Raw genomic sequence first — 12,815 nt, 5'->3', positions numbered from 1 at the left:
AATGCTAGTATTTCCGAATGCCAAGATCAATATCGGTTTAAATATCGTCGAAAAGCGCCCGGACGGGTTTCATAACATCGAGTCCTGTTTTTACCCTGTTGGTTGGTCGGATGCTTTGGAAGTGACTTTGGCGGAGACTTTTTCGTTTCATTCCGACGGGATCGCTATCCCGGGTAATGCAAGCGACAACCTTTGTGCAAAAGCATATGAATTGCTCAGGAAGGATTACAATCTGCCTCCGGTCAAAATTCATTTATTGAAAACAGTTCCCATCGGCGCGGGGCTTGGCGGAGGGTCGGCGGATGCTGCTTTTACAATCAAAGCGCTGAACCAGCTGTTCGGTCTGGACATTTCCGTGGATGATCAAGAGAAATATGCCAGACTTATCGGCAGTGATTGCGCCTTTTTTGTCCGCAACAAGCCGATGTACTGCTTCGAAAAAGGCGACCGGTTCGAGACAATAGATATTAACATTGCAGGGAAATGGATTGCGCTCGTGAATCCGGGAATCCATATCTCTACCGTTGAAGCATATTCCGGCGTCGTCGCGAAACGAAGCACCGAAAATTTACGTAATATACTTCGGGAGCCTATTAAAGAATGGAAAGGCCGTGTGCAGAACGATTTTGAAGCAACGCTCTTTGAAAAATACCCTCTTTTGGGGGAAGTAAAAGAAAAATTGTACGGCCTCGGTGCGGAGTACGCAGCCATGAGCGGTTCGGGATCAACGCTGTTCGGCATTTTCGGGCAGGAACAAAATGTGAAACAGCATTTCCCTGAATTTCGCGTGTGGCAGGGTTTTCTTAAGTAAATTTAACCTTCGGGTTATGTATTAAGGTGTAAAATAGTCGTTATATTCACTTTGAATTGCGCTTTTCGAAGATATCAATGATTGGGAGATGAGTCCGAAGCACACAACTAAGCAAACCGAAAATCCTTTCACCAAACGTCGCGAGCCGCTTGGCTTTATGCTTTGGTTAGGGGTTGCAGGTAGCTCAGTGCTTTTTACCTCGATCTTCGTCATTTTCCTCTTGCGTGCCCACAAAGAAACGGCCCATCTCGTGGCATTGCCGGATATGTTCTGGCTGAGTACACTGGTCATTCTGTTCAGTAGCATCACACTTCACGAGGCAAACCTCGCTTTTACCAATGAACGTTTCCTGCATTACCGGGTATTTCTGGGGGCAACACTCCTGCTCGGGTTCATTTTCATCATGTTGCAGACAGGCGGATGGATGGAAATGGTTAATTCCGGGGTTTTCAGCGGTGTCAATACTTCCGAGGGATTTATTTACCTGTTGACCGGCCTGCACCTCCTTCATATGATGGGTGGTGTGTTGTATTTGAGCTACTTATTCAGAAAAGCAATCAAGAACAAGAGTTATGTGGATTCGTTCGTTTACAGCGTTAATCCGCCGAACCGGCTGCGTATCAGGCTCTTCACACGCTACTGGCATTTTACCGGCGCACTCTGGCTGGTGGTATTTATTTTCCTGATTGTACTTTACTGAACGCCCGCTCCCAGGTTGTAACTTCCCGCAATTACATTTCCGAATTCGTATATTTGGAATCCGAGATGTAACAACATGATCCCAGCTTCGCCTCCGATCCGTACCGACCTTTTTTCCTTGTTCATTCTGCTGGGTTGTGTGCAGGGGTTGATACTGGCATATGTTTTCCTTTCGCATGCAAAAGGTAGCAACCGTGCCAACCTGTTTTTGGGAATACTGATTCTGGCCATGTCGGTCATTATCAGTGATGTCTGGTTAGGATATACCAATTACATGTTCCGTGTGCTATGGTTGGTCGATTTCAGCGAGCCGCTGAATCTGCTGATGGCCCCGACCGCATTTTTATATACTAAAACAGGCATAAACCAACGCATTTCCAGGCGCGCATGGCTGCATTTCCTCCCTTCGGTCGTGTACCTCGCATACATGTGCGTGCTCATATACCCCCAAAGCCTGGCATTCAAATACAATGCGAACATTGGCTCTTTCCACCCTGAACTGGAAAGCCTTACGGCCACAGCATATGGCAGCGACTGGATGTTTTACCCGAAATGGCATATCAACGACCTCACGTTCGCAAGTATGGTCATTTACAGTGTGGCAGGTTTCTGGTTTCTTGCCAGGGCATTCAAAGAACGTGGGATTCCGTTTTTTACGGGTGAAAAAAGCTCGCTTACCTGGTTCAGGGATATGTCTTTGCAACTGACATTCCTAATACTGGTTTTCTTTATCGTGCGGATTTCCTTCCGGCACGATCTGGGCGACCATATCATCGCCGCATTCATCTCGCTGATCATCTATATTATCAGCTTTACAGTGTTAAGAAGGTCGTTATTCTTCCACGAGGCGAACGAGCGGACGGCCCGGAAATACGAAAAATCTTCATTAACCCAGGAAATACAATCTGCGACGCTGGGCAAGCTGCAAGCGGTCATGCTGGCCGAAAAGCCATTTCTCGATCCCGGTTTTTCCCTGCCGCTGCTTTCCAAAAGGCTTGGCGTGTCAACCCACCATTTGTCTCAAATACTCAACGAGGAGTTGAAGCAAAGCTTTTTCGACTTTCTCGGCGCATACCGCATTCAGGAAGCGCAGCGGTTACTGGCCGACGAGGGTAATGCATATATCAAAATCGAGGAGATCGGGCAGATGGTCGGGTATAATTCAAAATCTGCATTCAATACGGCTTTCCGGAAAATAACCGGCTCCACACCCTCCGAATACCGCAAAAAGCAGGCTAGCCAGAAGTTCTGACTTATCGGGAAGAACTTCGAACGGATCAGAACGGTCGTTTTATACCTGTCCCGGTTCCTAGTTTTGGGCATCACTCAAAACGATTTGTCATGGAAACAAAGCCCGACCAATTTCATCCCGCAGCCACCAATATCCGCCGGTACGATCTCGACTGGTTACGTGTTATCGCATTCGGAATCCTGATATTCTTTCACGTCGGAATGTTTTTCAATCATTGGGATTGGCACATTAAAAACAATGTCGTAACACACGCCATCGAATGGCCGATGCGGTTCAGTAGTCAATGGAGAATGTCGCTGCTGTTTATGATCTCAGGCGCGGGCGTGTATTTCGCATTGGGGAATCGTGGGCCGGCTGCTTTCCTGAAAGAGCGTTTCGTACGTATTTTCATACCGCTTCTTTTCGGGATGTTCGTGATCGTGCCGCCGCAAATCTTTTTCGAACGGCTTACACAAGGGCAGACTTACGGGTACGGGGATTTTTACAAAACCGTATTCGATTTCGTGCCCTATCCGCAGGGAAGTTTCAGCTGGCACCATTTGTGGTACCTGGTGTATATCTTTTGCTATTCGCTGGTGGGCCTTCCGTTATTGCTTTTGGTGCGGCGTAATGTCAGCTTTACGCGGCGTTTGGCCGCATTTTTCGCCAATCCCTGGGCTTTGATTGCCCTGCCGGTCCTTTGGCATGTTAGTGGGAGTGTGCTGCTGGCCGAGCATTTTCCAACCACGCATAATCTGGTGCGGGACTGGAATGAGCATTTCCACGATTTTACGCTTTTCGTGACCGGCTTCGTGCTCTGTACGCAAACACGCTTTTGGGATACGCTTCAAAAGTACCGGCGCCTGACGTTAGGCATTTGGATTACGCTTACCATTGCGCTGTATGCATTCTATTGGACCGTAGAAAGAGATATGGATGCCACGCAATGGCTTGTTTATGACATCATCAAGACGACTAATGCATGGTGCATCCTGCTGTCGATATTCGGGTATGGGTATACCTATCTTCAATTCACCAATCCATTTCTGAAATATGCCAACGAGGCGGTGTACCCATTCTACATCCTGCATCAGACCGTGATCATTTGCCTCGCTTACCCGCTGATCAATGCACCGGTGCATTGGTTTGTGAAGTTCCTTTACCTATGTGTGGCCACATTCGTGATTTGCCTCGGGACATACCATTTCCTGATCCGACGGAGTAATGTCCTGCGGGTGTTGTTTGGAATGAAAGTGGTAAAGCGACGGAAAAGCGAACCGGTGGTGCCTATTTCTTCAATATCTTGAATTCCACGCGGCGGTTCTGTTGCTGGCCTTCGGGTGTGTCATTTTTAGCGACAGGCTTGGTTTCGCCGTAGCCCTTGCTGGCAATGCGATCGGGTTCGATGCCTTTGCCGATCAGGTATTCGCGAACGGCGTCGGCCCGTTTTTGGGAAAGATCGATGTTGAATTCGGCACTACCGGTATTATCGGTGTGCCCGCCCAGCTCGATGGCGAGCGTCTTGTTCTCGTCCATGGAAATGGCAATGCGGTTCAGCTCGGGGAACGATTCCTCGCGGAGCGTGGATTTTCCGGTTGCAAAAAAGATATTGTTAAGCCGCACGATCTGGCCTTCTTCAATCGGGATCAGTTTCAGCGATTTGTTGGCGATTTCTTTGAAGCCTTTGTTACCATTGCTGGTGGAGTCGGTCAGGTCGATATTTTCCCCTTCCGCGATGAAATTGGGCGCGACGGCCCGCCAGCTGTATTTGTTGCCGTACGGCAGCACAAGCTTGTATTCGCCAGTGGTAGGGTTTGTTGTGGCTGTTCCTACTTCCTCGCCTGTGGTAAGGTCTTCGTAAATGATGGTTGCCTCAACAGGCTTGCCGGTTTTGGAATCGATTACTTTGCCACTGATCATGACCACCGGGTCAGACGGAGGTACGACGGCAGCTATCGGAGCCTCGGTCGAGTCCGCCGAAGGTTTGGGTTGCAGGTTGTAACGGACAATGTCGCCTTTGCCTTCCGTGTCTTTGAAAGAAACCATGTAGGCGAAATCGCCCAATGCTGAAATGGTGTAGTAGGCGTCGTAACCGTCGGTATTGATGGCCGCGCCGAGGTTGACGGGCCTGCTCCATCTTTTCCAGGATTTGTCGATGCGCTTGCTGTAATAAATGTCGTTACTGCCTTGTCCACCTTTCCGGTCGCTGGAAAAATAGAGCGTCACACCATCGGGCGCGAGGAACGGGGTGGTTTCAGTAAAAGCTTCCGTGTTGATTTCAGCACCGAGGTTCAAAGGTTTCGACCAGGTTCCGTCCTTTTGTTTAAAACTGACATACAAATCGTCGACTTTGCTGTTTTTCTTCTCGCTGAAAGACATGACCAGTGTTTTACCGTCATTGGAAAGGTATCCGCAGTCGAACTGGCCCTTGCTGAGTTTGGTATAACCCGGAATATCCAGCTTGGCCGGTGCGGACCAGCCTCTTGTTGTTTTTTTACTGGTTGAAAACCCCCGGGTCTCGTAGGCGCCGTTTTTGTAGGCTCCTTTTATCAACAGGGTGTTACCATCAGGGGTAATGCTGTAAAGGCTGTTGTAATCCTCTTTGTTGAGCGGCGATGGAAGCCTTCGTGCAGGCGTCCATTTGTCTGCTTTGAGTTCCGAAAACCAGATATCCTGGCTGCCTTTCGGCCCATGCGTGTTCTGCGGATGGCTTACCCGGGAAAAATAGATCGTTTTGCCGTCGGGGGAAATGATCGGACTGATTTCGTTGTATTCGGTATTGACCGATTTTCCGAGATTTTCCAGCTGCGCGTAGGCGCAAATGGAGGTGGCGACCGTAATGGCTAATAGGCAGAAAGCACGCATTGTTCTGACAGGATGGCTAGTTTTTATCTACATACAACGACCCGTCCAACGGCTTATTTTCCGCGTTTTGCGAACGGAAGGCTTCCATTTTTTCAAGGAGCGTTGCGGGATCTCCTGCAACCACCAAAAGTGAGCGGTTATCAGCCCGTAAAAAGCCTTCCTCCACCATTTTATCGAGTTGCAAAAGCAAAAGATCGTAAAATCCGTTGACGTTCAAAAGCCCGACCGGCCCGTGGAATATGCGAAGCTGCGCCCAGGTCAGGATTTCGAAAAGTTCGTCGAAAGTACCGTAGCCGCCGGGTAATGCAATCACGCCGTCGGACATGGATACCATTTTGGCCTTGCGCTCGTGCATCGTTTCCACGAAATGCAGTTCCGACAATGTCTTGTGCGCCACTTCCAGCTTGGCCAGGAAATTAGGGATAATGCCCGTCACAAAACCGGCATTGTCTATCGCGCCATCGGCAACGCGGCCCATGAGGCCCATATTGCCGCCGCCGTAAATGAGTTTGATGTTTTGCTTTGCCAATGCCACACCCAATTCGTAGGCGGCTTCGGCATACAGCGCTTTCTTTCCCGGATTTGAACCGCAGTATACAACTATGGATTGCATCGGATGGTCGGATATAGGTTTGAAGGCAACATATTCCGGCAGGTTATGCCAGAATATCCGCAGCCAGTTTTTTAAGGTCAATGTCGCCGAATGTGCCGGAGCTCATCAGCAGCAGGTTCGCATCTTTCCAGTTCAGCGATCTCAAAAATGTTTCGAGTTCGGCCGAATTGGTAAATACTTTCAGGTCGTCGCGCTTGAATGCCGTTCTGATATCTTCTTCCGAGAGGCTTTCGAGCCGTTTGTGTTCCAAAGTCAACGGATTGAAATATACCACTGCCACATCGGCGGCTTTCAGCTTGCGGCGGTATTGGGATAAAAACCCTTTATTGAGGCTGCTGAATGTATGCAGCTCCGCGCAGGCCACCAGCGTACGGTTAGGGAACTGTTCTTTCAATGCATTGGTCGTCGCTTCCACCTTCGAAGGCGCATGAGCGAAATCGCGGTATACGTTCGCGGTTTCATTTGTTCCCAGCAATTCCAGCCTTTTCGACGCGCCCTTGAAGGTGCGGATAGCCTGGTAAAACTGCTCGTCGGTTATGCCCAGCCGCTCGCATACCTCGCGTGCGCCGCTGATATTTTTCATATTGTGGCTTCCGAAAACAAGTACCGGAACTTCACCCTGCTCTGCGGTGATCAGTATCGTCCGGTTATCCTCGATCCGGTGAGGATGTACATTATAAGGAGTGCTGGTAACATCCGGACGGCCTTTTTGTCCGATCACATCCAGCATATCGTCGGTTTCGTCAAAGATGATCGCACCGGCTTTCGGCAGGGAATCTGCCAGCAGTTCGAACTGCTTCACGTACGATTCCCAGGTCGGGAATACATTGAAATGGTCCCATGCAATACCGCTGATCAGCGCAATATGCGGCTGGTAATGGATGAATTTCGGTGTCGGGTCGATGGGAGAAGTGAAGTATTCATCGCCTTCGATCACGATCAGCGGAGCATTCTCGGAAAGCTTCACCATATTATCGAAGCCCTCGATCTGCGCGCCGACCAGGTAGTTGAAATTCCTTTTATTGTATTTCAAAACATGGAGTACCATCGAAGTAATGGTCGTTTTTCCATGGCTACCGGCGATTACCACGCGTTGTTTGTCCTGGCTTTGCTCAAAAATATATTCAGGGTACGAATACACTTTGATCCCCAACTCTTTCGCTTTCGCGAGCTCGGGGTTATCCTGCCTGGCGTGCATGCCGAGAATCACAGCTTCCAGGTCGGAAGTGATTTTTTCCGGAAACCATCCCGTAACAGGCGGAAGCAGGTCATATTGTGCGAGGCGACTGGACGATGGCTCATAGATTTCATCATCCGATCCTGTCACAATGAATCCTTTTAAATGTAGTTCGATGGCCAGATTGTGCATGACGCTGCCGCCAATCGAAATGAAATGTATTTTATGCAAAGATGAAGATTGACTCATTGACAATTCTAAAAACTGATTCCGTTCGAAAGTTAGCAAGAATTGGCCTTCGGGCAAGTCCTGTTTCCTTCCTTATTTCCCGGCTTCTTTCGCGAAGGTGATATTTTTGCTGTGCGCATTTAAAAAATGCCTGCCCGTGTAGGCAAGCACTTTTTAAATGGTAAAGTTGGACAGACTATGCCAGCTTTTTGTATTTGATCCGGGTCGGAGTGGCGTCGGTACCGAGCCTTTTACGACGGTTTTCTTCGTATTCGGAGAAGTTTCCTTCAAACCAGTAAACCTGCGAATCGCCTTCGAATGCCAGAATGTGGGTTGCGACGCGGTCGAGGAACCAACGGTCGTGGGAAATGATCACCGCACAGCCAGCGAAGTTTTCGAGGCCTTCTTCCAACGCCCGAAGCGTATTCACGTCCAGGTCGTTGGTTGGCTCATCGAGTAGGAGGAGATTACCACCTTCCTTCAACGTCATCGCAAGGTGTACGCGGTTGCGTTCACCACCGGAAAGCGTTCCGACCTTTTTCTCCTGGTCGCCGCCGCCGAAGTTGAAGCGGCTCACGTACGCACGCGCATTCGACTGCTTGCCCCCGAGCATGATCCAGTCGTTGCCGTCCGAAACACTTTGATATACGGTCTTGTTAGGATCGAGGTTGTCGTGTTCCTGGTCCACATAGGCGAGCTGCACAGTCTCACCTACATCGAAATGGCCCGTCAGCGGTTTCAGCTGGCCGGTAATGAGTTTAAACAGGGTGGTTTTACCGGCGCCGTTCGGCCCGATAATGCCTACGATACCATTTGGCGGCAATGCAAAGCTGAGGTTTTCATAAAGCAGCCGGTCGCCGAAGCCCATCGATACATTATGTGCTTCGATCACCTTGTTCCCAAGCCTTGGGCCCGAAGGAATGAAGATTTCCAATTTCTCTTCTTTCTCTTTACCTTCCTCGCTGAGTAATCGTTCATAAGCCCCCAACCTGGCCTTGGATTTGGCCTGGCGTGCTTTTGGCGCCAAACGAACCCATTCCAACTCCCGCTGCAATGTTTTCTGGCGTTTCGACTCGGTCTTTTCTTCTTTTTTCAGGCGCTCCTGCTTTTGTTCCAGCCAGGATGTATAGTTGCCTTTCCACGGAATACCCTCGCCGCGGTCGAGTTCTAGGATCCAGCCGGCTACGTTGTCGAGGAAATAGCGGTCGTGGGTAACGGCGATAACGGTTCCTTTATATTGTCTCAAATGTTCTTCGAGCCAGAGTACCGATTCGGCGTCGAGGTGGTTGGTAGGTTCATCCAGTAAAAGTACATCCGGCTGACGCAGCAGGAGGCGGCACAACGCGACCCGGCGTTTTTCTCCACCCGAAAGTGTCGAGATTAAGGTGTCCGAAGGCGGGCAACGTAGTGCGTCCATCGCGATTTCGAGGCGGTTGTCGAGGTTCCATGCATCGGATGCGTCGAGTTTTTCCTGCACTTCGCCTTGTCTTTCCAGCAATTTGTCGAAATCTGCGTCTTCCGCACCGAACGCTTCATTGATCTCGTCGAATTCTTTCAATAGATTTACAATTTCTTGTACACCTTCTTCTACAACTTCGCGAACGGTCTTGTTGGGATCGAGTTTCGGTTCCTGTTCGAGCATTCCGACGGAGTAGCCCGGGGAGAAAACTACCTCACCCTGAATGTCTTTGTCGATGCCGGCGATGACCCGGAGGAGCGTCGATTTACCGGAGCCGTTCAGACCGAGGACGCCTATTTTGGCACCATAGAAAAAGGATAAATAAATGTTTTTAATAATATGTCTGTTGGGAGGAATGATTTTGTTAACTCCCGACATTGAGAAAATAATGGTTTCGTTACTCATTTTTTGTTTAATTTGTGCGTAACAAATATCGTTATATATCCCTACACTTAGCAGATAAAAAAAATTGAAAGAATGGAAAATGCCACATTGAATGATGAATACGGCTACGTTAAAGACAGCAAAGTATTTTTAAAGGGGTATCTGGATTTCCCCGACCGGCAAATTGGAGAAGTAAAAAGGACTGAGCAGGAAGCGATTGACTATTTCAAGAATCGTTTTAACATTGTCCTGAACAAAGTAGAGCAGCTGGAACGCGAAATAGATGAAGCACTTAATAAGGGCTCCTATCTTACCAAACTGATCCAGTTACAGCGCAAGTTGAAAAGTTTTGATGCATTGGGCGATTTCGTGCCATTGCTCAAAAGGCTCGAAGAAAAAGAAGAATATCTCAAAAGCCTGATCGAGGTTAACCAGCTCAAGAACCTGGAAATCAAACGTGCGCTGATTGAAGATGTGAAAGTTGCCGCCGCTGTCACCGATTATGCCACAGCTACGGACCAGATTCAGGAGATCAAAGCCAAATGGATCCGTACCGGGCCGGTTGACAAGGAGTATCAGGAAGAAATTGAAACCACATTCCAGCAAATTCTTGATGATTTCTTCCAACGCCGTCGTGATTATTTCGACGAGCAGAACAAGCTGAACCAGCACCGTATAGAAGAATACGAAAAGCTGATCAAAATCACCAAAACGCTTAGCTACGCCAAAGATCTCGACGAAGCCTATCAGAAAGCGAGAGATGTACGCAATGCGTGGAACAATATCGGAGAGGTTCCGCCGAAACGCTTTTTCAAAGTCAATAAGGCGTACCGGCACTTCCTTAAACTGTTCTACGACAAGTATAATGCAGCCAAAGGCATCGAGCCGAAAGTGCGCATCGACCCGCGTATCGTAGAGCAGCAGAAGTTGCTCGCGCAAGCGGAGACGCTATTGAAATCGCCGGATATCATCGAGGCATCGCAGGAAGCCAAAGCATTGCTCAGCAAATGGAAGGAGATCAAGATCCCGTTCAAGCTGGCAGACAAGGAATTGGCCGAAAGATTCCGGATGGTGTGCGACAAGATATTTGAGCTAAGCTATCTGGCACGTGTGATCAGCCGGAAATACCCCGCTTTCGATCTTAAAAGCCCCGAAGAGCAGCTCCGTACCAAATACCGTGAGCTCGAATGGCTTACCAAACGGGAGAAAAGCGACCTGGAATTCGCACAGCTGGAATTTGACCGTACCGCTACCGGCGACCCTGAACAGGACAAGCAAGCCGTAGGCCGCATCAACATCCAGAAACGCAAGGTTCAGATGAAAGAGCGCATCCTCATTGAATTCGAAAGAAAATTGAAAGCTATAACAGGTTAATCCTTAGCGGCTAATGCCGCATGGACGACTTATTAATTACCAAATTGGATTGCAATACCCTGGTCTCGAATTCGGCCGGGGTATTTTTGCTTTCAATGAGGTCCAAAAGCAGCGAAGTCGCCTGCTGACCCATTTCGAACGACGGCTGTGTGACGGAGCTCACCGGCGGATCGAGGAGCGACGACATGGCGATGTCGCAAAAACCCACTACCGCGACGTCGTCGGGCATTTTGTAGCCGAGTTGCCGCAATGCCCAGTGAATACCCATCGTAATGCGGTCGCTCGCGCCGAAAATAGCGTCGGGGCGCTCGCGGAGGGCCATTAATTGATAAGTACGCTCGGTTCCGCCCGCCTGGGTGATCTCGCTGTGCAACACCCATTCCTCCTGGAACTCGATCCCGTATTTCCGTAATGCATCTTTGTATCCTTCCAGACGGAAGCGTGTAATCGACACTGGTTTTGGCCCCGCAATATGCGCAATGCGCCTGCAACCTCTCTTGATCAAATGCTCCGTCGCGTCGAATGCGCCTTTGTAGTCGTCCACGCGTACCTTATGCGTGTGCATGGCGTCGCTCACGCGGTCGAAGAACACGACGGGGATGCCTTGTTCCTGCAAGGAAGCGAAATGGTCGATATTCTCCGACTGGCTCGAAATCGCTACCACCAGGCCATCCACCCTCCGCGACGCAATATGCCGGGTTGCCGAACGCTCCCTTTCGAGCAATTCGTGGCTTTGGTAGATCATCGTGTGGTAGCCGCGGCTGTAAGCAATATCCTCCACGCCCCCGATCGCCGACGAGTAAAAGCGGTTGGCAATATCCGGCACGATCACACCGATGGTCTGCGTGCGGTTTTTGAGCAGACTGATCGCAATAGGGTTGGGGTAATAGTTGAGCTGTTCGGCCAGGTCGATCACCTTTTGCTTGGTTTCTTCACTGATCTCACTGCTGTCGCGCAGCGCCCGCGACACGGTCGATTTGGAAATGCCGAGTTGTCTTGCAATCTCTTTGATGGTGATAGAAACCTTTTTCATAGGGCCATATTGAAATAGTACAATCTTGCTAAAAAACTTCAGAAATACACCAACGGGCAATGTTGCACAAAGTCACTGGCTTCCGCACAAAGTTCCGGGAAAAATTGCGGGAATGGGAACGGTTCCGGGAACGGTTGCGTAAATTTATTGCTTTTTTTCAAGATTTATTTTTGTGTATCAGCGAATGAGTATTTAAACTAGGTAAATCATCGACGAAGACAAGGGGCTAAATACCACTACAATTCCAGGAAATTTTCTATAATTAACCTAGCTCAGTTTACATGGAGACAAACTCATTTGCCAGTACATTACCATCAGCCTGTTCTCAGAAAAGTATACTGGAAACCCTGTTTGGCAGAGTGGTGACTAACGGTGATTATAATGCGTTCCGCGAGTTGTTCACACGGCATTATCGTTCGCTTTGCAATTATGCGATGCGCGTGGTGGTTACGCGGGAGATCGCGGAAGAAGTGGTATCCGATGTATTTGTGAAACTTTGGAAAAATCGTGAGCAGATTGAAGTGCATACTTCTTTTCAGGCTTACATTTACAGAGCTGTACGCAACCAGGCGCTGGATTACCTGAAACTGCGTATCCATCGTCAGAATGAACGGGATTCGCTGGAATCGGTACAATGGAATATGAGCCACGCCGACCATTTCTCGCCCGCCGAGGAACTGTCGTACAACGAGTTTTATTCGCATATAGAAGATTGCATCCAGGCGTTGCCGCGGCAGTGCCAGCTCATTTTCCGCCTCAGCCGGGAAGAAGGCCTCCGCTACCGCGATATTGCGGAGCGTCTGGAGATTTCGGTTAAAACGGTAGAAACGCAGATGAGCCGTGCATTGAAAGTCCTGCGGGAACGCGTACCTGAGCATCGCCTGGTAGCATAAGATACGGCTTCCGGCGGTCCATGGCCGGTGGTCAATAGAATTTGTTAA

The 12,815-nt window shown here is 49.3% G+C and carries 11 protein-coding genes; 6 read left to right on the top strand and 5 right to left on the bottom strand.

What is annotated here, in order from left to right:
• Window position 1: 1 nt before the first annotated feature.
• The 4 genes from ispE to BMW93_RS11330 all read left to right on the top strand — a co-directional run bounded on the left by ispE (window position 2) and on the right by BMW93_RS11330 (window position 4,048).
• Window positions 2-811: a 4-(cytidine 5'-diphospho)-2-C-methyl-D-erythritol kinase gene (gene ispE / locus BMW93_RS11345; protein WP_090375467.1), complete on the top strand. Its 810-nt coding sequence runs from the start codon at window positions 2-4 to the stop codon at window positions 809-811.
• Window positions 812-899: 88 nt separating this feature from the next.
• Window positions 900-1,511 carry a cytochrome oxidase subunit III gene (locus tag BMW93_RS11340; protein ID WP_090375466.1) on the top strand — a complete coding sequence of 204 codons (612 nt, stop codon included), beginning with the start codon at window positions 900-902 and terminating at the stop codon, window positions 1,509-1,511.
• Window positions 1,512-1,586: 75 nt separating this feature from the next.
• Window positions 1,587-2,762, top strand: coding sequence for an AraC family transcriptional regulator (locus tag BMW93_RS11335; RefSeq protein WP_229240352.1), 1,176 nt, complete (start codon window positions 1,587-1,589; stop codon window positions 2,760-2,762).
• Window positions 2,763-2,851: 89 nt separating this feature from the next.
• Window positions 2,852-4,048, top strand: a complete 1,197-nt coding sequence (locus BMW93_RS11330) for an acyltransferase family protein (RefSeq protein ID WP_090375463.1) — start codon at window positions 2,852-2,854, stop codon at window positions 4,046-4,048.
• Here the strand turns inward: BMW93_RS11330 and BMW93_RS11325 are convergent.
• The 4 genes from BMW93_RS11325 to ettA all read right to left on the bottom strand — a co-directional run bounded on the left by BMW93_RS11325 (window position 4,029) and on the right by ettA (window position 9,488).
• Window positions 4,029-5,606: an OmpA family protein gene (locus BMW93_RS11325; protein ID WP_090375461.1), complete on the bottom strand. Its 1,578-nt coding sequence runs from the start codon at window positions 5,604-5,606 to the stop codon at window positions 4,029-4,031. The genes BMW93_RS11330 and BMW93_RS11325 overlap by 20 nt on opposite strands.
• A 16-nt stretch (window positions 5,607-5,622) precedes the next feature.
• The gene (locus tag BMW93_RS11320; protein WP_090375459.1) at window positions 5,623-6,219 is read right to left on the bottom strand and encodes a TIGR00730 family Rossman fold protein; all 597 of its coding nucleotides are present in this window, start codon (window positions 6,217-6,219) and stop codon (window positions 5,623-5,625) included.
• 43 nt (window positions 6,220-6,262) lie between these two features.
• A complete protein-coding gene (gene murC / locus BMW93_RS11315) occupies window positions 6,263-7,645 on the bottom strand; it encodes a UDP-N-acetylmuramate--L-alanine ligase (protein WP_090375457.1) in 1,383 nt (460 codons plus the stop codon).
• A 175-nt stretch (window positions 7,646-7,820) separates the two neighbouring features.
• Complete coding sequence (gene ettA / locus BMW93_RS11310; protein ID WP_090375455.1) at window positions 7,821-9,488, bottom strand: energy-dependent translational throttle protein EttA; 1,668 nt, start codon at window positions 9,486-9,488, stop codon at window positions 7,821-7,823.
• A 72-nt stretch (window positions 9,489-9,560) separates the two neighbouring features.
• Between ettA and BMW93_RS11305 the strand changes: the two genes are divergently transcribed.
• Window positions 9,561-10,841 carry a DUF349 domain-containing protein gene (locus BMW93_RS11305; RefSeq protein ID WP_090375453.1) on the top strand — a complete coding sequence of 427 codons (1,281 nt, stop codon included), beginning with the start codon at window positions 9,561-9,563 and terminating at the stop codon, window positions 10,839-10,841.
• 10 nt (window positions 10,842-10,851) lie between these two features.
• Here the strand turns inward: BMW93_RS11305 and BMW93_RS11300 are convergent, their stop codons facing one another.
• Window positions 10,852-11,874, bottom strand: coding sequence for a LacI family DNA-binding transcriptional regulator (locus tag BMW93_RS11300; protein ID WP_090375451.1), 1,023 nt, complete (start codon window positions 11,872-11,874; stop codon window positions 10,852-10,854).
• Between the two features lie 281 nt (window positions 11,875-12,155).
• On the opposite strand from BMW93_RS11300, the gene BMW93_RS11295 reads away from it, so the two are divergent.
• On the top strand, window positions 12,156-12,767 hold the full coding sequence (locus BMW93_RS11295; protein WP_090375449.1) for an RNA polymerase sigma-70 factor: 612 nt from the start codon (window positions 12,156-12,158) through the stop codon (window positions 12,765-12,767).
• Window positions 12,768-12,815: the final 48 nt, after the last annotated feature.

This window comes from Dyadobacter sp. SG02 (genome assembly GCF_900109045.1).
GTDB lineage: Bacteria > Bacteroidota > Bacteroidia > Cytophagales > Spirosomataceae > Dyadobacter.
The sequence above is the reverse complement of the archived record's forward strand: the minus strand, read 5'-3'. Positions and strand labels throughout refer to the sequence as shown.